Source organism: Litoreibacter sp. JB4-2, assembly GCF_055693445.1.
Map to the genome: position 1 here is coordinate 40,717 of NZ_CM146334.1, position 21,954 is coordinate 62,670.

General features: G+C 59.5%; 23 protein-coding genes. 15 read left to right on the top strand and 8 right to left on the bottom strand.

Features of this window, described 5'->3' with window-relative positions; all coding sequences use genetic code 11:
* Positions 1-244 precede the first annotated feature (244 nt).
* Both ACZ1G7_RS00230 and ACZ1G7_RS00235 read right to left on the bottom strand, forming a co-directional pair.
* Complete coding sequence (locus ACZ1G7_RS00230; RefSeq protein WP_472661327.1) at positions 245-1,855, bottom strand: GMC family oxidoreductase; 1,611 nt, start codon at positions 1,853-1,855, stop codon at positions 245-247.
* A complete protein-coding gene (locus ACZ1G7_RS00235) occupies positions 1,852-2,952 on the bottom strand; it encodes a LacI family DNA-binding transcriptional regulator (protein ID WP_472661329.1) in 1,101 nt (366 codons plus the stop codon). Before ACZ1G7_RS00235 ends, ACZ1G7_RS00230 begins: the two co-directional genes overlap by 4 nt.
* A 154-nt stretch (positions 2,953-3,106) precedes the next feature.
* Here ACZ1G7_RS00235 and ACZ1G7_RS00240 point away from each other — a divergent pair, with 154 nt between their 5' ends.
* From ACZ1G7_RS00240 to ACZ1G7_RS00275, 8 genes are all read left to right on the top strand, one after another.
* Entirely contained in the window at positions 3,107-4,576 is a 1,470-nt protein-coding gene (locus tag ACZ1G7_RS00240; RefSeq protein WP_472661331.1) for an aldehyde dehydrogenase family protein, read from the top strand.
* Between the two features lie 52 nt (positions 4,577-4,628).
* Positions 4,629-5,603, top strand: a complete 975-nt coding sequence (locus ACZ1G7_RS00245; RefSeq protein ID WP_472661333.1) for an ABC transporter substrate-binding protein — start codon at positions 4,629-4,631, stop codon at positions 5,601-5,603.
* A 75-nt stretch (positions 5,604-5,678) separates the two neighbouring features.
* A complete protein-coding gene (locus ACZ1G7_RS00250; RefSeq protein ID WP_472661335.1) occupies positions 5,679-7,205 on the top strand; it encodes a sugar ABC transporter ATP-binding protein in 1,527 nt (508 codons plus the stop codon).
* A complete protein-coding gene (locus ACZ1G7_RS00255) occupies positions 7,202-8,197 on the top strand; it encodes an ABC transporter permease (protein WP_472661337.1) in 996 nt (331 codons plus the stop codon). Before ACZ1G7_RS00250 ends, ACZ1G7_RS00255 begins: the two co-directional genes overlap by 4 nt.
* A gap of 4 nt (positions 8,198-8,201) precedes the next feature.
* Positions 8,202-9,203: an ABC transporter permease gene (locus ACZ1G7_RS00260; RefSeq protein ID WP_472661338.1), complete on the top strand. Its 1,002-nt coding sequence runs from the start codon at positions 8,202-8,204 to the stop codon at positions 9,201-9,203.
* Positions 9,200-10,285: a mandelate racemase/muconate lactonizing enzyme family protein gene (locus ACZ1G7_RS00265; protein ID WP_472661340.1), complete on the top strand. Its 1,086-nt coding sequence runs from the start codon at positions 9,200-9,202 to the stop codon at positions 10,283-10,285. The genes ACZ1G7_RS00260 and ACZ1G7_RS00265 overlap by 4 nt, the downstream gene beginning before the upstream one ends.
* 27 nt (positions 10,286-10,312) lie before the next feature.
* Entirely contained in the window at positions 10,313-11,341 is a 1,029-nt protein-coding gene (locus tag ACZ1G7_RS00270) for a zinc-dependent alcohol dehydrogenase (RefSeq protein WP_472661342.1), read from the top strand.
* A 5-nt stretch (positions 11,342-11,346) separates the two neighbouring features.
* Entirely contained in the window at positions 11,347-12,111 is a 765-nt protein-coding gene (locus ACZ1G7_RS00275) for an SDR family oxidoreductase (protein WP_472663699.1), read from the top strand.
* Between the two features lie 45 nt (positions 12,112-12,156).
* Here the strand turns inward: ACZ1G7_RS00275 and ACZ1G7_RS00280 are convergent, their stop codons facing one another.
* From ACZ1G7_RS00280 to ACZ1G7_RS00295, 4 genes are read right to left on the bottom strand one after another with little or no spacing between them, the layout of a single operon-like run.
* Complete coding sequence (locus ACZ1G7_RS00280) at positions 12,157-12,615, bottom strand: pseudoazurin (RefSeq protein ID WP_472661343.1); 459 nt, start codon at positions 12,613-12,615, stop codon at positions 12,157-12,159.
* Positions 12,587-13,369 carry an ABC transporter ATP-binding protein gene (locus ACZ1G7_RS00285; protein ID WP_472661345.1) on the bottom strand — a complete coding sequence of 261 codons (783 nt, stop codon included), beginning with the start codon at positions 13,367-13,369 and terminating at the stop codon, positions 12,587-12,589. Before ACZ1G7_RS00285 ends, ACZ1G7_RS00280 begins: the two co-directional genes overlap by 29 nt.
* Complete coding sequence (locus ACZ1G7_RS00290) at positions 13,366-14,442, bottom strand: FecCD family ABC transporter permease (RefSeq protein WP_472661347.1); 1,077 nt, start codon at positions 14,440-14,442, stop codon at positions 13,366-13,368. The genes ACZ1G7_RS00285 and ACZ1G7_RS00290 overlap by 4 nt, the downstream gene beginning before the upstream one ends.
* A gap of 55 nt (positions 14,443-14,497) precedes the next feature.
* A complete protein-coding gene (locus ACZ1G7_RS00295) occupies positions 14,498-15,640 on the bottom strand; it encodes an ABC transporter substrate-binding protein (protein ID WP_472661349.1) in 1,143 nt (380 codons plus the stop codon).
* 229 nt (positions 15,641-15,869) lie between these two features.
* Here ACZ1G7_RS00295 and ACZ1G7_RS00300 point away from each other — a divergent pair, with 229 nt between their 5' ends.
* The 5 genes from ACZ1G7_RS00300 (at position 15,870) to ACZ1G7_RS00320 (ending at position 18,290) form a co-directional block, all read left to right on the top strand.
* The gene (locus tag ACZ1G7_RS00300; protein WP_472661351.1) at positions 15,870-16,034 is read left to right on the top strand and encodes a hypothetical protein; all 165 of its coding nucleotides are present in this window, start codon (positions 15,870-15,872) and stop codon (positions 16,032-16,034) included.
* Entirely contained in the window at positions 16,034-16,201 is a 168-nt protein-coding gene (gene hemP / locus ACZ1G7_RS00305) for a hemin uptake protein HemP (protein ID WP_472661353.1), read from the top strand. The genes ACZ1G7_RS00300 and hemP overlap by 1 nt, the downstream gene beginning before the upstream one ends.
* A gap of 2 nt (positions 16,202-16,203) precedes the next feature.
* Positions 16,204-16,695 (top strand): hypothetical protein, encoded by a 492-nt coding sequence (locus ACZ1G7_RS00310; protein WP_472663773.1) that lies wholly within the window; start codon positions 16,204-16,206, stop codon positions 16,693-16,695.
* 13 nt (positions 16,696-16,708) lie between these two features.
* The gene (locus tag ACZ1G7_RS00315) at positions 16,709-17,971 is read left to right on the top strand and encodes an imelysin family protein (RefSeq protein WP_472661355.1); all 1,263 of its coding nucleotides are present in this window, start codon (positions 16,709-16,711) and stop codon (positions 17,969-17,971) included.
* A 70-nt stretch (positions 17,972-18,041) separates the two neighbouring features.
* Positions 18,042-18,290, top strand: a complete 249-nt coding sequence (locus ACZ1G7_RS00320) for a DUF1289 domain-containing protein (RefSeq protein WP_472661356.1) — start codon at positions 18,042-18,044, stop codon at positions 18,288-18,290.
* A 3-nt stretch (positions 18,291-18,293) separates the two neighbouring features.
* Here the strand turns inward: ACZ1G7_RS00320 and ACZ1G7_RS00325 are convergent, their stop codons facing one another.
* Both ACZ1G7_RS00325 and ACZ1G7_RS00330 read right to left on the bottom strand, forming a co-directional pair.
* Complete coding sequence (locus ACZ1G7_RS00325) at positions 18,294-18,764, bottom strand: Dps family protein (protein WP_472661358.1); 471 nt, start codon at positions 18,762-18,764, stop codon at positions 18,294-18,296.
* A gap of 112 nt (positions 18,765-18,876) precedes the next feature.
* Positions 18,877-19,317: a hypothetical protein gene (locus ACZ1G7_RS00330; RefSeq protein WP_472661360.1), complete on the bottom strand. Its 441-nt coding sequence runs from the start codon at positions 19,315-19,317 to the stop codon at positions 18,877-18,879.
* A gap of 148 nt (positions 19,318-19,465) precedes the next feature.
* On the opposite strand from ACZ1G7_RS00330, the gene ACZ1G7_RS00335 reads away from it, so the two are divergent.
* The gene (locus ACZ1G7_RS00335) at positions 19,466-20,944 is read left to right on the top strand and encodes a di-heme oxidoreductase family protein (RefSeq protein ID WP_472663774.1); all 1,479 of its coding nucleotides are present in this window, start codon (positions 19,466-19,468) and stop codon (positions 20,942-20,944) included.
* Positions 20,941-21,951, top strand: coding sequence for an imelysin family protein (locus ACZ1G7_RS00340; protein WP_472661361.1), 1,011 nt, complete (start codon positions 20,941-20,943; stop codon positions 21,949-21,951). Before ACZ1G7_RS00335 ends, ACZ1G7_RS00340 begins: the two co-directional genes overlap by 4 nt.
* Positions 21,952-21,954: the final 3 nt, after the last annotated feature.

A 21,954-nucleotide genomic window follows, 5' to 3' on the forward strand; every position in this document is an offset into this window, starting at 1 on the left:
TGCTTGCCTGAGCGGGATTTGGCGTTTGTTATGTGGTCTTGAAGCGTGGCTTGGGCGTGCCTCTAGCCCCCTGTTTCAGTGCCGCAGATTCGGAGTTTCTTCAATAAGGTTTCAGGCACTGGGCGTGCATGCTCAACGCGCGGTGAGGTCAGGTTTGGTCAGCAGTGCGATCGGGATGGTCTGCGCGCGGCTCGCAAAACCCCGCCAAGAAAGTGCGGGCCTTTTGCCCAAAAGCGCGAAGCTTTTAGGCGTCGGCGAGGATCAAATCCGCGCAGCGCGCACCCAGCATCATGGCGGGTGCGTTGGTATTGCCCGCATTGATATCGGGCACGGCAGACATGTCGCAGACACGTAGCCCTTCGATGCCGCGCACCCGCATCCGCGTATCCAGAACGGCCATCGGGTCAGCGTCCGCGCCCATCTTGCACGTTCCCGCTGGGTGGTAGTTGGTTTTGACGAAGCGTTTGCAATGGGCGCGCAGCGTATCGTCATCATCACGCTCCGGGATCACGATCTGTCGGATGCGATCAGAGAGCGGTTTCGTCTCAAACGCCCGCCGGAAGAAGCGCTGGCCTCGGATCATCTCCGCCATATCGTCCTTGTGCTTCAACAGGTTCGGGGAGACGCTCGGTCTCTCGAACGGGTCATCTGATCTCAGGCGTACCTCGCCACGCGATTTCGGTTTTACGACGACGGTTGTAACAGTGAGGCCGTAGTCGTCCTCGACCTCCTCCAGGGCATCGCGGTCCAAATAGACGATGGGCACGCAAAATGCCTGAATTGTCGGGTCTGCTCCCGGATCGCTTGGGTTGACGAATGCACCCGCTTCGACCCCGGCGGAGGTCACTGGGCCGCTGCCAAACAGTTTGAATTGAAGGCCATTGCGCAGCATCCGCCAGCCGTCGCCCTGCTTGAAATAACCGTAGGGCCCGTTGGCAAACGCGGTCACAGGGACCTCAGGGTGATCGATGAGGTTCTGGCCGACGCCGGGCAGGGCAAGCACCGTCTTGATCCCGTGGTCTTTCAGGTGGTCCCCAGGACCGATACCCGATTGCATTAGGATTTTGGGTGAGACGAGCGCGCCTGCGGCCAAGATGACCTCGCCCGTTACCTCAACGTTGTGAGACCCGGACGTGTCGCGATAGGTGACGCCTGTGGCGCGATCCTTATCAATCGTGATCTGCGCCACTTCGGCATGCAGCTTTACGGTCAGATTTGGGTTCGCTTCCAACGGCGCAAGAAACGCATAGGCCGATGAGCTGCGGCGTCCTTGGCGATTGGTGAATTGATAAAAACCGACGCCGCGCTGCGTGGGGCCATTGAAATCCGGATTAAACGGCTCGCCCAATTGCTGCACGGCTTGCACGAACCAGCGCGACATCTCGTTGATATGGCCGGGGTCAGAAACCAAAACAGGGCCCTCGGATCCATGCAGATCATTCGCGAAACGGTTGTTGCCCTCCATGCCACGGAAATAGGGCAGCACGTCCTCCCACCCCCAGCCCACACCATCATTCGCGCCGTGTAGAATATCGGTCCAAGCATCATAGTCAGACGGGCGACCGCGCATATAGACCTGTGCATTGACCGAACTGCCGCCACCCAAAACATGGCCTTGCGGTATGTCATGGACGCGCCCGTCAAGATGAGCCTGCGGCTCCGTCTTGTGGTAGCGCATAAATTTTGAGCCATTGATCATCTTGAAGATACCCGGCGGCATATCAAGCAGCGGGTGGCGGTTTGAATGGCCCGCCTCAAGCAGCAAAACCCGCGCGCCCGCATTGACCAGCCCCGCTGCACAGGCCGCCCCCGAAGACCCGCCGCCGATGACGACATGGTCGTAGCCCCGGCTCATTTGTTGGAATTTCGTAGATCGCCCTTCGGCGCGGCAATCGAATCCCGCTCAACCAATTCACATTCCAATTTTGTCAGCGGGTGGCGATTATTACCTGCCTGACCATGAAACAGCTGGTCGATGACCCAGCGCCCCATCGAGCGGTCGGCGAGGTTCATCGATGTCAGCGGGGGAGAGAGGTGGCGCGCGATTTCATCGTCGTCATATCCGATCACCGAGATATCTTTGGGGATCGACAGGCCCATCTCTTTCAAGGCCTCATAGCAGCCTACGGCCATCCGGTCATTGGCGCAGAAAATGGCGGTTGGCGGATTGGGAAGCGACATCAGGGCCTTGGTGCCTTCGAAGCCCGAACTTGGCAGCCAATTGCCCTCCACAACCAATTCCTCGCTATATGGCAGATCGGCGGAGGCGAGCGCGTTTCGGTAGCCCGTGTAACGCCCGCTGGCGCACTCCATGAACAGCTCACCTGTGATCAGACCGATCCGTTTATGACCTGCATTGATCAACGCGTTGGTGGCCGTGTGGCCGCCTGCAACCTCGCCGGGGATGACGGCAGGGCGCGACAGATCATCTGTGTAGCAATTCAAAAGAAAGACAGGGATATCAGTGTCTTGAAGTATCTTTGGTAGCGTAACCTGCCGGGTAAACACGCAGGCATAGATGATTGCAGACACCCGCTGGTCGATGAAATATTGCAAGGTCTTCGGCTCAAGCGCCGGATCGTTTCGCGTCTCTGCCAGCAGCACAATATTGCCTGTGGCTTTCACCGCTTCAAGGACGCCGTCATAGGCGTGTACGCCTTCGGGGCTTGTGGCGAGCGTGTCGATGACAAATGCAATCGGCCCGTCGATATATCCTGGATTTTTGTCGCTGGCTTTCGACGGTTGTGCGGGGGCCTTATAACCCAATTCCCGCGCCGCATCGAGCACGCGCTTGCGGGTCTGATCGGAGATTTTCGCCGTGTCATTATTGTTGAGAACAAATGAAACGGTCGGTTGCGAGCATCCCGCCATCCGCGCGATGTCGCGCATCGTGACCCGGCTTCGGCTATTCGGATTGTTCTGCGCCGCGAGCGCCTTTGTGTCGTCTTTCATACCGACTCCCCAGTTCGGGGAGATCTGTTAAACGATTTTTCTAGTTTAGGCAATTACTGAATATTACTAATATTACTAATTGACATTAATGGTTCATTAGCTATCCAATTAGGCGACTCGTAGCCCGACAGCTACTTCTGCTTGAGAGACCGACATGCTCGCTGACCGCCTCACCGACGACGCCCCGATCCAAGGCGCCATGTATATTGATGGCGCTTGGCAGTCGCCGGCCAATGCGTCTTTGATCTCGGTCGAAAACCCGGCGACGGAAGAGGTGATTGGCCATATCGCGGAAGGCACGGCGGCGGACGCCGATGCCGCGGTTGCTGCCGCGAAAACCGCGTTTCCCAGCTGGTCTGCGCGCCCCGCGATCGAACGGGCGGGCTATGTCAAAGCTCTTGCCGATGCGATTGATGCCGATGCAGAACGTCTTGCGACATTGGTAACCGCGGAGCAGGGCAAGCCCATCAATCAGGCGCGCGGCGAGATCGGCGCAACCTCAAACTTCCTGCGTTACGCCGCAGAGCAGGCGCGCCGCATCCAAGGCGATATCGTCACCTCTGACAATCCGTCCGAGGAGATCCATATCCGCCGTCACCCGATTGGCGTGGTCGTGGGGCTGACGGCTTGGAATTACCCCTCGGCGCTGGCGACCCGCAAGCTGGGACCGGCACTTGTGGCAGGCAACACATTCGTCTTGTTGGGCCATGAAGTGACGCCATTCTCAGGCCTTGCGATTGCGGAACTTGCGGATCGCATTGGTCTGCCGAAAGGTGTCTTCAACGTGGTGACGGGGCGGGGTCCGGTGGTCGGGCAACGGCTGGTGGAACATCCTGATACTGGGTTGATCACCATGACCGGCAGCACGCGGGCAGGGCGCGAGATTTGCCGCTCGGCGGCGGATGAACTGAAAATCGTGCGTCTGGAATTGGGCGGCAAAGCGCCGTTCATCGTCATGGAAGATGCCGACATTGATGCGGCTGTCGCAGCCGCCGTAACGGCGCGCTACACCAATTGCGGGCAGATTTGCACCTGCAACGAACGGATGTATCTGCATGATCAGATCGCGGATGAGTTCCTTGAGAAATTTGTTGCCAAAAGCCGGGGCCTGAGCATCGGTGATCCGATGGGTGATGTCGATCTAGGCCCGAAGGTCAGCGGCATCGAAGTGACCAAGATAGAAAACATCGTGGCCCGCGGCGTGGAGGCCGGGGCGGAGGTGCTTCTGGACGGCGGAACGCTGACAGACGGGCGTTATGAGAAAGGCCATTGGGTTGCGCCAACGGTGATGGAGGTCACTGACAACGCCTCGCCTTTGGTGCAGGAAGAGATTTTCGGCCCCGTCGTCGCAGCAAAACGTGTCAGCGGATTTGACGAAGCTGTGGCCTTGGCCAATGACACTTCGTTCGGCCTGTCGGCTTATATGTTCACGCAAAATGCCAAGCAGATCGCAGAAACACCGTACGCGCTGAAATTTGGCGAGATTTACCTCAACCGCAGCAATGGCGAGGCCGTTCAAGGCTTCCATACCGGCTGGGGGCATTCTGGTATCGGCGGCGAAGACGGGCAGTACGGCTTCGACGCCTACATGAAAAAACAAACGACTTACTTGAACTGGGGATGACCCCGAACAATCGCGCCGGGAGGACTTTGGCGCTTAACGTGGAGGAAAACACATGAACCGCAGAATTCTGCTACTCGCCGCAACAGCACTGAGCCTTGGTGCCGGATCAATGGCCTTCGGCCAATCGCTGCCGCCGCTTGAGAAGAAAGACCGCTACAAGGTCGGCTTCTCGCAAATGGAATCGAACAACCCATGGCGGATCGCCGAAACCAAGTCGTTCCACGACACCGCCGAGATGTGCAACTGGGACCTGATTGCGACTGATGCCGCGGGCTCCGCTGCCAAACAGGTCGCGGATGTGGACAGCATGATCGCGCAGGGCATTGACGTTCTGTTCCTGCCGCCACGCGAAGAAAAACCGCTGATCCCGGCCGTGAAGAAGGCAAAGGCGGCGGGCATCCCGACCTTCCTCGTGGACCGCTCCGTTGATCCTGCTGCGGCCAAGCCCGGCGAAGATTTCGTGGCCTTCCTCGGCTCTGACTTCATCGATCAGGGCCGCCGTGTTGCGGAATGGACCATCGAGAATTTCAAAGGCGACAAAGGCATCATCGTGCAGCTTGAAGGCACAACCGGGTCTTCGCCAGCCAATGACCGCAAAAGCGGCTTTGATGACGCGATTGCCAAGGATAGCCGCTTCGAGATCGTGGCCTCCCAAACTGGCGATTTCGCCCGCGACCTTGGTCGTCAGGTGATGGAGACACTTTTGCAGGCGCACCCGGACGTCAACATTGTCTACGCGCATAATGACGAAATGGCGATTGGTGCGATCCAGGCGCTTGAGCTGGCAGGTCGCAAACCCGGTGAGGACGTTTTGGTTGTCTCCATCGACGGGACACGTGATGCGCTTCAAGCCATCATCGATGGCAAGATGGGGGTGACGGTGGAAAGCTCGCCTTTCTTCGGGCCACTCGCCTGTGAAGTCATGAACCGCTACGCGGACGGCGAAGAGATCGAGCATTGGGTACAGGTCAAAGACCGTATCTTCACGCAAGACAATGCGGCCGATCACATCGACGAAGCCTATTAAGGCCTCCCTACTGAAGGGGGCGCGGTCATTGACCGTGCCTCCTTTGGCTATCTACTCTTTGCCAAAGGGGGAGACATGGCAGAGCTTCTTAACATGAGCGGTATCGACAAGGCCTTTGCCGGTGTCAGCGCGCTGTCAGGCGCGTCTTTGGACATTGCACCCGGCGAAGTGCATGCGTTGATCGGCCAGAACGGGGCCGGAAAATCCACGCTGATCAAGATTCTAACCGGGGTCTATCGCCGCGACGGTGGCGTGGTGCATTTCAACGGCGCCGAAACCGTTTTGACCAGCCCGCGCGAAGCGCAGGCCGCAGGCATCGCCACGATCTATCAGGAACTCAACCTCGTGCCGCTGCGCTCCGTCACTGAGAATGTGATGATGGGGTATGAGCCAAAGCGGTTCGGCGTTTTTATCAACTGGCGGGAGGCGCATCGCCGGACCCGAGAGATCCTTGCGCGTTTCGGCATCGACATCGACGTGCGCGCGCCGTTGGGCAGCTATTCCACGGCCATTCAACAGCTTGTCGCGATTGCACGCGCCGTCTCCCTCGATGCGCGGCTGGTGATTATGGATGAGCCGACTTCGTCGCTTGATGCGTCCGAAGTCGAAGTGCTTTTCGGCGTCGTAAAAGGTCTGCGCGAGGCGGGCGTCTCGGTGCTATATGTCTCGCACTTCCTCGATGAGCTGTTTGAGATTTGCGACCGCGTAACCACGATGCGTGACGGGCGCACCGTGGATTGCCGCGACATTGCAGGCACCACTAAATTGGAACTGATCGCTGCCATGCTGGGCCGGGACACCGCCGAGATCGAACAGGCCGGCATGACGGAATTTGGTGGCGGCACTACGGGTGCCAAGACAGGTGAAGTGCTGATCAGGGCCGAAGGCGTGTCCACCGGCCCGCGTCTGAACGGCTTTGACATGACACTGCATCGCGGTGAAATCATCGGTCTGGGCGGCTTGCTAGGCGCCGGTCGCACCGAAGCTGCGCGCGCCATTTTCGGCGTCGATCGTCTGACCGAAGGCCGCGTCACGGTGAAAGGCAATGGGGCAGGGCTGGACACACCCGCCGCCGCAATTGCCGCCGGGTTCGGCTACCTGACCGAAGACCGCAAGGCCGAAGGCATCATCCCCGATATGTCAGTGCGCGAAAATCTGACTTTAGCGCTTCTTCCCAAGCTCACCAAAGGCGGCCAGATCGACCGCCTGCGCGAACGCGAATTGGTGGATCATTTCATCAAAGCGCTCGGCATTAAGACCGCGAATATGGAGCAACCGATCCGGGAGCTGTCCGGCGGCAATCAGCAAAAAGTCCTGCTGGCGCGGTGGCTGGCGATTGAGCCTGATGTGCTGATCCTTGATGAGCCGACCCGCGGCGTTGATGTCGGTGCGAAACGTGAAATTCAGGCGATTATTCGCGATTCCGTCGCCAAAGGCGTTGGTGTCGTGCTGATCAGCTCCGAGTTCGAAGAAATCGTTGAAGGGGCTGATCGTATCATCGTGTTGAATGAGGGGCGTATCGTGACTGAGCTCACCAACCCGGGCATCACCGAAGACGCGCTCGTGCGCGCCTTGGCGCATACGGAAGGAAAAGCGGCATGAGCACGCAAGACACGGACTTGCCGACGAAATCCGTCAAGTCGTTTAACTGGGCGCCATTTCTGCGCACTAACGGTGGCCTGGTCGCGCTGGCGGTGATCTTAATTTTCAACATTCTCGTCACGCCGAATTTCCTGCAGATGCAGACGTTGTTCGTCAACATCAGCCAAGTGGCGACGATTGCGATTGTCGCGATGGGCATGACGCTGGTGATCGCCACGGGCGGCATTGACCTGTCGGTCGGCGCGATCATGGCGCTTGCAGGCGCGCTGGCGCCGTTGATTTTCCTGTCTGAATTCGGTCAGACTTACCCGGCGCTCGGGATCGCCGCTGCGATCGTCGTCCCGCTGATTGCGGCCATAGCCTGTGGCCTGTTCAACGGGATTTTGATCGCCAATCTCAAAGTGCAGCCGATCATCGCGACGCTGATCCTGTTCATCTCGGGCCGTGGCATCGCGCAGGTTTTGACCAACGGCAACCTTCAAACCTTTTCCAACCCCTCCTTCAGCTATCTCGGCACTGGAAAGGTTCTTGGGCTGCCATTTCAGGGCTGGCTGGCTTTGGCCATTGCCTGCGTCTTGTTCCTCGTGATGACCCGCACGACATTCGGGCGCTACGTTTTGGCCATCGGCGGAAATGAACGCGCTGCTGAGCTGTCAGGCGGGCCGGTCAAGCGCGTCAAGATCGGCGTCTATATGATCTGCGGCGTGCTCTCGGGCCTTGCTGGTTTGATCGTCGTCGCGATCAACTCCGCCTCCGACGCGGCGCGCAATGGCAATCTGATGGAACTTGACGCAATCGCAGCTGCGGTCGTTGGGGGCGCGTTGCTGCAAGGCGGGCGTGCCCCTATTTTTGGGGCCATTCTGGGCGCGGTCATTATCCAATTAGTGAAATACACGCTGCTCGCAAACGGGGTAGAGGATGAGGTCGCGCTGATCGCCAAAGCGCTCATCATCCTTGCGGCCGTCTATGTGCAACAGGCGCGGAAGGAATAGACGCATGCTTGATACAGATGCTTTCGATCTGCGTAAATACCTGTCGCGCAACCCGCAATCGGTCGCCGTCTGGGTGGCGCTGGCTGCGCTGATCCTGTTCGGATTGCTGCGCTATGAAAATTTTGGTGGTGCGTACAACATCACGTCTTTTCTCAACTACAACTCAATGTTCATCGTGATCTCCGTGGGCATGTGCTTTGTCATCATGACCGGCGGGATTGACCTATCGGTCGGCTCCGTTGCCGCCTTCACATCGGTCATCGCAGCCTATCTGTCGCCTTATGGTATTGAGGTCGCCTTGCCTGGCGCGGTTCTGGCAGGCATCGGTTTTGGTGCGATCAATGCGTTCTGTATCATCGCGATGCGCATCCCGCCGTTCATTGCAACGCTCGCCACTATGCTGGGCGCGAAAGGCGGTGCCTTGGTCATCTCCGGCGCGCAAACAATTTCGGTCGATTGGGGCTCGAACTTCACCAAGATGGGGATGGAGAAAGCACTCAATATCCTGCCGTGGTCCATCGTTGTGGTCGGCGTTGTCGTCGTGGCGCTGTGGTTCGTGCTAGAGAAAACGACGCTCGGGCGCACAGTTCTTGCCATCGGCGGCGGGGCAGACGCGTCCATTCTCATGGGTCTGAAAGTCAATCGCGCCACGGCGTTCGTCTACTTGCTGTCAGGTGGCTGCGCTGGGCTGGCAGGTGTCATCCTTGCCTCCGGATTTGGGGCCGGTCAGCCGCTGGAAGGGATCGGGTGGGAACTGTCCGCCATTGCCTCCGTCGTCGTCGGCGGCACGCTTTTGACCGGCGGGTTGGGGTCAGTGACCGCGACCGTGGCCGGGGCACTTCTGTTGGGTCTCGTCTTCAATATCCTCAACTTCGAAAACGGCCGGGGCACGATCAGCTTCAGCGCCTACTGGCAGATGGTGATCCGCGGCGGCTTCCTGTTTGCCGTGATCCTGTTTCAGGCACGCGTCATGTCAGGACGTGCGGACCGCAAGGTTCAGACATGACCAAGATCACGCGGATTGAAACGCAGCTTTTCCACATCCCTTTGTCTGAAGTTTTGGTAGACGCCAAACATGGTGATCATCATTTTTTTGAGTTGGTGACGGTGACGGTCACTTTGGATGATGGGTCTGAGGGGACGGGTTACAGCTACACGGGTGGCAAGGGCGGGCATGCGATCCGGGCGATGGTGGAGCATGATCTTGGCCCGTTTCTGATCGGCAAAAACGGCGCGGAGGTTGAGGCGCTGTATGAGGCCATGCAGTGGCATGTGCATTACGTGGCGCGGGGCGGGATTGCGTCCTTTGCGATCTCGGCGGTGGATATTGCGCTGTGGGATTTGCGCGGCAAACGCACGGGGCAGGCGCTTTGGCAAATGGCGGGCGGGGCGGGGCAGTCCTGCCGCGCCTATTGCGGCGGCATTGATCTGGGGTTTGAGCTGCCCAAGCTGCTGCGATCCGTCGAAGGCTACCTGGAGCGCGGCTTCAACGGGGTCAAAATCAAAGTCGGGCGCCCCGATGATGTCGACCGTGTCAAAGCGGTGCGTGATCTGATCGGGCCGGATGTGGCCTTCATGGTTGACGCCAATTACTCGATGGAGGTGCCCCAAGCCATCGAGGCCGCGCGCGCCTTCGCGGCCCATGACATCTTGTGGTTCGAAGAGCCGATCATCCCTGACAATTACACGGGCTTCGCCGACATTGCGCAGGCCACGGGCGTGCCCTTGGCGATGGGGGAAAACCTGCACACGATCCACGAGTTTGAATACGCGGCCCAGCAGGCCAGCCTAAGCTTTCTGCAACCCGATGCGTCCAATTGCGGCGGCATCACCGGGTTCTTGCAGGCGGCCCGGCTGGCGGAGGCGCATGAGATCACGCTGTGCAGCCACGGCATGCAGGAGCTGCATGTCAGCCTTCTGTCAGGGCGGGGAAGCACAGGCTGGCTGGAGGTGCATTCCTTCCCGATCGACGACTACACGACCCGGCCGCTCGCCGTGGCAGACCATATGGCGCTTGCGCCTGATTTGCCCGGCACCGGCGTCACCTTTGACTGGGGCAAGCTTGATGCCGCCAATCTGCTGACATAACACTGCACTCAAAGCCAAGGACAGAACATGACCCAAGCCGCCGTCTATCGCGGGGATAAAAGCTTCTCCATCGAACAGGTGACCATACCCGCCCCCGGACCCGGTGAGGTGCAGATCGACGTGGCCTATTGCGGGATTTGCGGCACCGATCTGCATATCTATCTGGGCCATATGGACGCGCGGGTGGGGTTTGAGCGCACCATCGGGCATGAGATGTCGGGCGTGATTGCCGCCGTGGGTGCGGGCGTTGATGGGCTTGCGGCGGGCCAGCCCATCGTGGTGCGCCCGCTTGATCATTGCGGCGATTGCCCGGCCTGCAAGGCGGGGCATGAACATATCTGCCACAACCTCAAGTTTATCGGCATCGACAGCGACGGGGCGTTCCAGCAAAAGTGGAACGTGCCCGCCCATACGATCCATGTGCTGCCCGAGGGGCTGGATCTGTCCCATGCAGCGCTGATCGAACCTTTGGCCGTGGCGGTGCATGACGTGAACCGCGGCAACGTCCAGCCGGGCGAGGATGTTCTGGTGATCGGCGGCGGCCCCATCGGCATGCTGGTCGCCATGGTTGCGCGCGATGCGGGCGCCAATGTCACCATCTCGGAGATCAATGAAAACCGCCTCGCCTTCGCCGAAAAAATCGGCTTTGCCACGATGAACCCGAAGGACACAGACGTGGCCAAGGCGATGCATGAGGGCAGCGGCGGCAAGGGCGCCGATGTGGTGTTTGAGGTCTCGGGCAGCCAGCCCGGCGTCGATCTGATGACGGCGGCCGCAGCCACGCGCGGGCGTATCGTCATGGTCGCGATCCACGCCACCAAGCCGCAGATCGATATGTTCCAGTTCTTCTGGCGCGAGCTGGACCTGCTGGGCGCGCGGGTCTACCGGCCCGAGGATTACGATACCGCCATGGCACTGCTGGCCAAGGGCGTGGTTGAGTGCGACGCCTTCATCACCGACATCCAAGGGTTGGAAGATATCGAAGCCGCGTTCAAATCGCTGACCGAAAATCCCAATGCAATGAAATCCATGATCCGCGTGCAGGAGGAGGCATAATGGCTTTGGCTGACAAGTTTGATCTTTCCGGCAAAACCGCGCTCGTCACAGGCGCCAAACGCGGCATCGGCTTTGGCATGGCGGAGGCTCTGGCGGAGGCTGGCGCCGACATCATCGCCGTCAGCGCCACGCTAGACCCGGAACGCTCAGACATTGGTGACGCGGTCACCGCGCTGGGGCGCAAATTTACCGGCTACGCCTGTGACTTCTCGGATCGCGCGGCGGTCAAATCCTTCAGTGCCCAGGTGCTGGCCGATCATCCGCAGATCGACATTCTGGTCAATAACGCAGGGACGATCCTGCGCGAACCGGCGGCCACCCATCCCGACGAGATGTGGGACGAGGTGATCGAGGTCAACCTGAACGCGCAGTTCATCCTGACGCGTGATATCGGCGCGAAAATGGTGGCGCGCGGTTCGGGGAAAATCATCTTCACCGCGTCGCTTTTGACCTTCCAGGGCGGCATCACCGTGCCGGGCTACGCGGCGTCCAAGGGCGGCATCGGGCAGCTGACCATGGCCTTCGCGAATGAATGGGCGGGCAAGGGCGTGAACGTCAACGCAATCGCGCCGGGCTATATCGACACGGATAACACCGAGGCGCTGCGCAACGACCCCGACCGCGCCCAATCCATCCTCAGCCGCATCCCCGCCGGCCGCTGGGGCACCCCAGACGACTTCAAAGGCCCCATCACCTTCCTCGCCTCCGACGCAGCCGCCTACATGCACGGCCACACAATGCTCGTCGATGGCGGCTGGATGGGGCGTTAAGTGCTCAAGCGAATGCTGATGCCGAAACTACGCCCCTTTGCGGGCTTAATCTAGCTGTCCCAATAGCTCCCGGAAGACCTTTCTGGCCTTGCCCGGGTGGCGCACCTTCTTGGCCTCCGCGACGTTTGACAAATCATCGCCAACCACGATCAAGCCCACCATGCCCATTTCATAATGGGGCAGGCATACATAGCCGTAAATGCCCGGGACCGTCAGGGTGACACTGTATGTCTCGTCCATCGGGCTGTTCCACGGCTCGGCCCCATTTGGGATCATACCGCGTTTGGAGGCCGCATTATGCCCCGAGTCGGTTGGGATGAATGTCACGGTGTCACCGGGGTCGATATGCAAAATATCGGGGACAAAAACGTTGGTGTGCTGCGCGTCATCTGCTGCTGCGTTCTGCATCATCACCTCAAATTCTTCCGCCGTCGCGGCAAAGGGCGTCATTGTAAGAAGGCTGGTATAGGCCAGCCTATGGGCGAAGTTCGTCAGCGTAAGCATGGACGTTCAGCTCCTGTCTGGGGCCGGGTGCAGTTTGCACCGCGACATTATACGTTTCGGCGATCAACGGGTCGGACAGCACGGTTTCCGACGGGCCTTGTGCTAGGATGCGCCCGCCGCCAATCAGCAATAGGTGGTCGGCAAAACGCGCCGCGAGGTTCAGATCATGCAAGGCCACGATGCCGACCGTCCCGCGCTTTTGCATGGCGGTTTTGATGCGGGCCAGAACCTCCAGCTGGTGGCGTAGGTCCAGCGCGCTGGTGGGCTCGTCAAACAGGTAGACATCCGACTTGCGGATCAACGCCTGGCAGGCGGACACCATCTGCGCCTGACCGCCCGACAGCTCGCCAATATGCGCGTCGGCAAGGTGACCGATCCCGGCATGTTCCAAGGCTTGCGCGACATGCGCCATGTCGTCGTCCGAGACCCGCCAGCCCGCGAGCTGCTTTTGCGCCATCAGAACCACATCAAAGACAGACAGCGCCGCGTTTGCCGCGAAGAATTGCGGCATGAAGCAGATGCGTTTCAGCCGCTCCTGGGTCTTGATTTGCGACAGGTCGGTGCCCTCTAGCTTCACGGTCCCGCTGGCAGCTTTCACCAGCCCGGAGATCGCGCGGAACAGCGTCGATTTTCCCGCTGCATTGGGGCCGATAAGGGCCGTCAGCTGGCCGGGCTGCAAAGCATCAAAACTGGCGTCATGCAGGACGGTGCGTTTGCCATAAAGCAGCGTCAGGTTGTGGGCGGATAGGGTCATTGCCAGTGCCTCCGGCGTTGCGACAGGATCAGGCTGACGAAGAACGGGATGCCGATGAGCGATGTGATCATCCCAATCGGGTAAATAACGCCCGGTGTGATTGCTTTGGATGCAATCGACGTGCCCGACATGATCAGCGCGCCCGCAAGCGCGGAGACGGGCAAGAACGCGCGTTGATCTTCGCCCACCACCATGCGCGCAATATGCGGCCCGACCAGCCCGACGAAAGCCACGGCGCCGACAAAGGACACGGCCACGGCTGACAGCAGCGATACGCCGCCCAGCACTGTCAAACGCAGAAAAGAGACGTTGACGCCCAGGCTTGCGGCCTTTTCTTCACCCATGCGCAGCGCGGTCAACGCCCAAGAGCGGGACATAAAATAGGGCAGCGCGATCGCCAGCACGACCAGGCAGGTGGCGACCTTGCCCCAGCTTGCGCGGGCCAGCGACCCTAGCTGCCAGAAGATGATCTGCGCCAGTTGCAGCTCTGACGCGCCATATTGCAGCAAGGCCAGCAGGGCGTTGAAGGTGAACAGCATCGCAATGCCCACAAGGATCATTGCCTCCGGCGTGACGCCCCGCATTTTGGTGAAAGCGTACAGCGCAAGCGACGTCACCATCGCCATGGCAAAGGCGTTGCCGGTCACAAAGAACACGCCCGCACCGGGGATCAACGACCATTGCAACGTGATTGCCAAAGCCGCGCCAAAGCTGGCGGCGGAAGACAGGCCAAGCGTGAACGGATCGGCGAGGGGATTGTTGAGAATAGTCTGCATTTCAGCGCCCGCGACGCCCAACATCGCGCCGATACAGACGGCCATGATAGCAATGGGCAACCGCAGGTTCCACACAATGACGCGGTGCTGCGCTGTGGCCTCCGATGGCGCAAGAATGACGCGGATAACGTCGCCCAGCGACAGGCTTGCGGGGCCGGTCATCACGTCGATCAACGTGGTTAGGACCAAGGCCGCAAGCGCGCCTGCCAGCAGCAGCAAGCGGCGCATGGTGCGGCGTTTGTATCTGCCGACCAATGCGGCGACCGCGTGGTCATGTGATGTGTCTGATATGGTCATAGCGGCCCCGACGTTTAAAAAGGGCGGTACTTAAGCGTACCGCCCCAAGCATGTGTTATGGCAGTGAAATCCAGAACTGCCCGCCCGCTTCAAACGGCATGAATTTTTCATGTAGCGCCGTGAAGGTGGCGTCGGGGTTCAGGTCTTCGAAGTCCTCGGGGTGCAGCCATTTGGCCAGCTGTTGAACGGCCACAAAGTGGTACGGGCTGTTGTAGAACTGGTGGTAGATGGAATGCATCCGACCCTCATTCACGGCCCGCAGGTCTTTGAAGCCCGGGCGTTCTGCCAGTGCTTTCAACCGCTCGGCATTGTCGGCCGGGTCGCCATTGTAGCCTAGAAGCGTCGCGGTCACTTCGGGGCGGGCCTCTGCCCAGTTTGCGCCCGTGCCCAGCAACACGTCGGGGTCTGCGGCAATGATGCCTTCAAGGCTCACCTCGGAGCTATACCCCGCGAACATTTCCGAGCCGTAGTTGCGCCCACCGGCCAGTTCGATGAAGCGGCCATAATTGTAGCTGCCAAACGTGTTGCAGCAGAATTCGGCGTTCCACCCAGCGGCGTTTTCCATAAACACCAACGGCTTTTCATCAACCGGTAGGGACTGCACGACGTTGGTCACTTTGCGCATTTCCTGGATGTAGAAATCGATGAATTCGGCAGCGCGGGTCTCTTCTTCCAGCAAGCGGCCCAACAGCAGCATCGAGGGGATCGAATTTTGTGTCGGGTCGCGGCGGAAATCGATGAAAACGACCGGGACGCCTGCTTCTTCAAGGTTTTCGATCAGGCCGGTCTCTTCGGCTTTGAACAGGTTGCCAAGGTCAAGGATCAGCAGGTCGGCCTGGTTTTCGATCACGGCTTCAATGCTGAAATCACCGGAATAGGGGTTGCCGAAATTCACCATGCGCGCGGTGTCTTCAGGGAAGGCTGCCTCGAACCGTTTGAAGGCGTCGGGGTCATACAGGATCAGATCATCTTTCCAGCCGACGATATGCTCAAACGGGTTGTCTGTGGCCAGCGGTGCAATGGCGTACATCATCCGGCCTTCGCCTAAAACGATGCGCTGCGGCGCGTCGGGCAGGGTGACTTCGCGCCCGGCAATATCGGTGACGGTCATCGGGTCGGCGAAGGCAGGGGCGGCAAGCGCCCCCAATGCTATGGCGGCGCTGAGGCCTGCGTTGAATAGGTTGCGTGATTGTTTCATGTCGGGTCCCTTTCCGAGCGTGATTGCACGTGAAATGGCTGGGGACCCCTAGCTGATGGCCCTTTGGATTTAACTTCTGACAAAAAGAGTCAAGTTAATAATCTATTTCCCGACTAAAAAAGTCAGGTTGACATATCAAACTAAATTACTCAGGTTTAACCTGTATTCCAGCCACCCTGATTCAACAGACAGGGAAGCCCGACATTCGCCAGATGAAAGGACTTCCAACATGCAACGTCGCGTTGAGATATTGAAAGATCGCCCCTGTGAACGTGCCACGCCAAGACCAGAAAGATCGGAACTGGCAGAGCTGCTGCACCAATCGCCTTTGCCTGATGGCTTCTCGCTCGAATGGGTTTTCGACCGGTTTGATCTGCAAGCGGGGCGTCGCTGATGTCCTTTCATACCGCGCGTGAAACCATGGTGACCCATGCCGACACCCAACCCGCCTATGATGCCCGCGACCTGACCAAGTCAGGCGACACCGCGCATATTGTTCTGGACGGGCAAGTCTATGTCCTGCGCATCACCCGCGCAGGCAAATTGATTCTGACCAAATGAGCATGCCGGGTCCAACCGCTCCTCGTGGCGGTGCTCCTGTCGGTTTCTTGACGGAGCTTGCCCCCGTTGAAGCCGCATCCGTCATCTACCTGCGGCTCTGGGCCAGCGGCCCTGCCAGCCAGGAAGAGGTCTGGAACGACTTTGCCTGTTGCCTTGGCGCGGGGCAGGGCGAAAAGGCCATCAGGTCTTTTGAGGCGCTTGTCGGGCTTTGCGTCACACATGGCCGCCGCCCGTTGATGCGCCATTCCCCGCACTGCAAATGCCTCGGCGCGGATGAGGCGTGTTTTGCCAACTTTATTGCCGCCGCAACGGAAGGGGACCGCGAAGACGCGATGCTGATCGCCACGTTGCTGGTGCGCCCAGACGTGGCGCCGGTCCTCACCGGGCTCGCGGCTGAATTCGGGCTGGCCCTCAAGATGATGAAACTTCGCGCGCCTCAAAGCCGCAAGGCTGAACGTCCAAGCAGACCCAATATTCAACCAACCTACCACTAATAGGGAACAGATAATGAAACGCAGCTACCTCGCCACATCGATGCTGGCATTGGCCGTCGCCACGCCAGCTTTGGCCGTTGAAAAAACGGATGTGTTGGACACTTACGCCAATATCGCGGCAGCCAATTATGAAGACAGCCTGATCACCGCCAAGACGCTGCAAAGCGCTGTCGATGCGCTGATCGCCACGCCGTCTGCGGAGGCGCTGCAAGCCGCCAAAGCGGCATGGCTGGCCGCCCGCGTGCCTTACCAACAGACGGAAGTCTACCGCTTTGGAAACGCCATCGTGGATGATTGGGAAGGCAAGGTGAATGCGTGGCCATTGGATGAAGGTCTGATCGACTATGTCGACGCTTCCTATGGCGGCCCGTCTGATGAAAACGAGCTGGCGGCGTTGAATGTCGTGGCCAACCCCACGTTTTCGCTGTCGGGTGCCGAAGTGGATGCCTCCGCGATTACGCCCGCTTTGTTGGAAGACACTCTGCACGAGGCCGACGGCGTCGAGGCGAATGTCGCCACGGGCTATCACGCGGTTGAATTCCTGCTGTGGGGCCAAGACCTGAACGGGCATGGGGTCGGCGCAGGCAACCGCCCTTGGACCGACTATGCAGCGGGCGACGCCTGCACCAATGACAATTGCGACCGTCGCGGTCAGTACCTGAAGGCCGCAACCGATTTGCTGGTCTCCGATCTGGAATGGATGGCCGCGCAATGGGCCGAAGGCGGCGCCGCGCGGGCGGTGGTGACGGCCAATGCTGACGCAGGGCTCTCCGCGATGCTGACCGGCATGGGGTCGCTGTCCTACGGTGAAACGGCGGGGGAGCGTATGCGCCTCGGACTCATGCTGAACGATCCAGAGGAGGAGCATTCCTGCTTCGCCGACAACACCCACAATGACCATTTCTATGACGGCATGGGCGTGCAGAACGTCTATCTGGGCGAATATGTCCGCATTGACGGCACGCTAGTGTCAGGCGCGTCGCTGTCGGATTTGGTCGCGGCAACGGATGCGGCGTTGGACGTAGAAGTGCGCTCCAAGCTGTCCAGCGCGATGATGGCCTTGGGCCGCATTAAAACCGCGGCAGAGGCTGGCTTCGCATATGACCAAATGCTGGAACGCGGCAACGCGGCGGGTGAGGCCTTGGTCATGGGCGGCGTGAATGGGTTGATCGACCAAACACGCTCAATCGAACGGGTGGTCACCGCACTGGGCGTTGATCAAATCGCGTTTGAGGGCTCTGATAGCTTGGATGATCCCGAGGCTGTCTTCCAATAAGCCATCACGACACCTAGCTAGGGGGAGGGCCATCCAAGGCCCTCCCGTTTCTTTGCAAGGCACGACTTAAATGAGCAATATCCCAAGCCCGTGTATCGACGTGTGTAAATACAAGCGGGAAGGCCGGTGCATCGGCTGTTCTATGACAAAGGCGCAAAAGTCCCTTTTCAAGGAATTGAAGAAGGACAAGCACCGTGTGGCCTTTGTCGAGATGCTGACATCGCAACAGGCCACAATGGGAAAATATGACGGCTGGAGAGTGGCTTACGCCAAGAAGCTCAAGAAGAAGGGCGCGAAGTTACCCTTCGATCTTGGCTAATCGTTAGCGCAGATGCGCGCGCAGGAACCACGCGAATTTCTCATGCTCCTGACCACGGGCGATGCACAGATCTTCGGTCAATGTATCGCCATGCTCCGCGGCAATCTCGCCGCAGCCCGCAAGGGTGGAGGCCAGCGTTTCCTGCGCGTCCATCATCGCCTTGATCATCTCTTTGTCGGTCGCGGTGCCTTCATATTCGGACACTTTCGAGCGCTTTAGCATGCCCGCCAAAGTTCCCTCCGCATGGCCATCCAGCGCTTTCACACGCTCAGCCAGATCGTCTTGGGCGACAAAATGATCTTCATATATCTTTTGAAACAGCTCATGCAGCGGCCCGAAGGCCATGCCGGTCACGTTCCAATGAAAATTCTGGGCCAGCATCGTCGTCACTGCTGTTTCCGCGACAGACTGGTTCAGCGCTTCAACGATGGCGGCGGAGGCGTCTTGCGAAAGTGTAAGGGCTGTTTGGGTCATGCCAATCTCCTGCGTTCTTAAGGGTCAAAGGTATGCTGGCTGGCGGTTAGCTTGCTCGCAAAGCAGAACATAACGCGCGGATTTGATTTTCCAACCCTAATTTAGAATTATTCTAATCTTTTTCAAAATGCTCAAGAATGCCACGGATCAGAAACGCGACATTTCGTTGGTGCGCCTTGCCAAGGCGGGACCGCATCAGAAACGAGAGGCTGTCCCAATTCTCGTCCTCAAAGGCGGAAATGGCGGCCATCAGCCATTGCTCGTCAAAGCTGCGCTGCGCGACCCCTGGGCGCAACAGGATCGGCGCTTTGGGCAAGGCATCGCGCAGGCCTTTGATCAACGCCGTCGCGAAGGCGTCGCGGCCTGCGTCAGACTTGATGGATAGCATCGCGCAGGCCTCAAACAGATTGCTGCGTTTTGCGGCACGGCAGGTCAATGCTGCCACGCGCAACGTGTTGAGCATCGCGTCGTGGCGCGCTGTGTCAGGGTGTGGGGCCGGGCGCGTGTGGGCAGGGGCCTCGCTCTGAACAGGTAAAGTCGCCAGTGGTGTCATGTCGCAACCTAATTTCCATAAATGAGCCAGTTTGGACTCGCTGTCTTCTTATCCTGAGTATATTAATCAGAATTAAACGCAATGAAAGACGTAACCCGTGCCGATCACCAAATTGCGACCTATTTTTCTATGCTTCGCCCCGACGTTATTGGCGTCAGCGGCGTCTGCGGGTCCGTTGGATGAGCCGCATCTCAACATCATTCCGCGCACGACAGAAGAGGCGGCGCGCATCGCCCGCGTTACCGCCGCACCGACCGATTTCACCGCCCCGTCGAAGTTCGAAGAACGCAGCGCCGGGGCCGCCACGGTTCGGGCGCGCAACAACGCGGATGCGTTTTCGCAGGCCTCCGGCAATATCAGCTTTGAAGATCAGCTCGATTTCAAAGTCGGCAATGGTTTGTTTCGCAAGCTCTGGGTTTCGTCGCCATCTTCAACCCTGGCCTCCGACGGGTTGGGGCCGCTCTACAATGCGCGGTCTTGCCAGCGGTGCCACATCAAGGATGGCCGGGGCCATCCCCCTGAAAACGCTGAAGATAACGCGGTTTCTATTTTCCTGCGTGTCTCCATCCCAGGTGGGCCAGGGGACGCGATTTCGCAAATTGAAGACTATATCGCGACCTTGCCGGACCCGACCTATGGCACGCAACTGCAGGACTTCGCAGTGCCGGGCCATCCCGCCGAATACAAGTTTGAAGTCACCTATTCCGAAGAAATGGTACAGCTCTCAGACGGTGAGACGGCCACATTGCGCCACCCCACCTACAGCGCTGCCAATCTGGGCTACGGCCCCTTGCATCCGGACGCCATGCTCAGCCCGCGCGTGGCCCCGCAGATGATCGGTCTTGGCCTGCTGGAAGCGATCCCCGCCGCTGATATCTTGGCTCTGACCGACCCCGATGATGCAGATGGGGAAGGTATTTCGGGTCGCGCCAATATCGTGTGGTCGCATGAGTTTGATCGACCCATGCTGGGCCGTTTCGGCCTGAAAGCCGGCAGCCCGACCGTGCGCGAACAAAGCGCTGGGGCCTTTGCGGGCGATATCGGCATCTCCAACCCGATCTTCCCCGCGCATGCCGGCGAATGCACCGATGCCCAAGCCGAATGCCAAACTGCACCCCAAGGCGGCGATGACGCGCGCGGGTTTGAGATCGATGCGCAAGGCCTTGATCTGGTGACGTTTTACAGCCGCAATCTGGGCGTGCCTGCACGTCGCAACGTGGGTGATCCAACCGTCCTGCGCGGCAAGAAGCTGTTCTATGAAACTGGCTGCACGGCCTGTCACCAGCCAAGTTACGTGACCCACAGGCTAGAAGATCAGGCGGAGCAAAGTTTCCAGCTGATCTGGCCCTATACCGATATGCTGCTGCACGACATGGGCGAAGGGCTGGCCGATAACCGGCCAGAAGCCCGCGCCACGGGACGCGAATGGCGCACGCCGCCGCTCTGGGGGATTGGCCTGACCGAACGCGTCAGCGGCCACACCTATTTCCTGCATGATGGGCGCGCGCGCAGCCTGCTTGAGGCCATTCTCTGGCATGGCGGCGAAGCGCAGTCGCAGCGCGATGCCGTGACCAAAATGCCCAAGTCTGACCGCGACGCCCTGATCGCGTTTTTGGATAGCCTATGAAACATATCCTCGCCGCAGCCCTTCTGGCCGCCACGCCTGTCACGGCTGCGCCTTTGGATCAGATCGTCGAAGATGTCGTTTCAGCGCATATCCTGCCCCGCTACGCAGTTTTGGCAGACGCGACGCAAACCTTGTCCAAGACCGTGTCAGAACATTGCGCGCCAGACTCGCAGCCCCTGCGGGACGCGTATGGCGCCGCATTTGACGCATGGATCGCGGTCAGCCATCTGCGCTTCGGACCGTCAGAAAGAAACGACCACGCCTTTGCCTTGGCCTTCTGGCCCGACCCACGCGGCGCGGCGCCCAAAGCGTTGTCCCGGCTAATCACCGAAGAGGATCCGATTGTAGAAAATGCCACAAGCTTCACGGACGCCTCCATCGCGGCGCGCGGTTTTTACGCGTTGGAATTTCTGCTCTATGACGACGACGTGATGAGCTTGGGAAGCGCAGACTACCGCTGCCAGTTGGTCCAAGCCGTCGCCGCTGATATAGCAAGAACCTCAGCTGATATCGACGCAGACTGGCGCACTGGCTATGCGTCCTTGCTGACCAAACCAACACCGGACGGCACCTACCGCTCAGATGCCGAGGCCGTGCAAGAGCTGTTCAAAGCTCTCTCCACCGGCCTGCAATTCACGTCCGAAGCACGGCTGGGCCGTCCTTTAGGCACATTCGACCGCCCCCGCCCAAACCGCGCAGAGGCGCGACGCTCCGGACGATCCGCCCGGCATGTGATGCTGGCGATTTCCGCCGCGCAAGACATTGCCAACAGGCTGGCGCAAGGTGACGCGCAGCTCACCGCAGATTTAGAAGCTGCCTTCGCCCGCACAGAAAATCTGCTGACTGCCTTGGACGACCCGGCCTTCGCACGCGTCAGCGATCCGCAAGACCGCCTCAAGGTCGAGGTCACCCAACAATCTGTCGATACCATCCGAACTGTGGTGCGCGACCAGTTGGGACCACATTTGGGCGTGGCCGCCGGGTTCAACGCGCTGGACGGGGACTGAGCG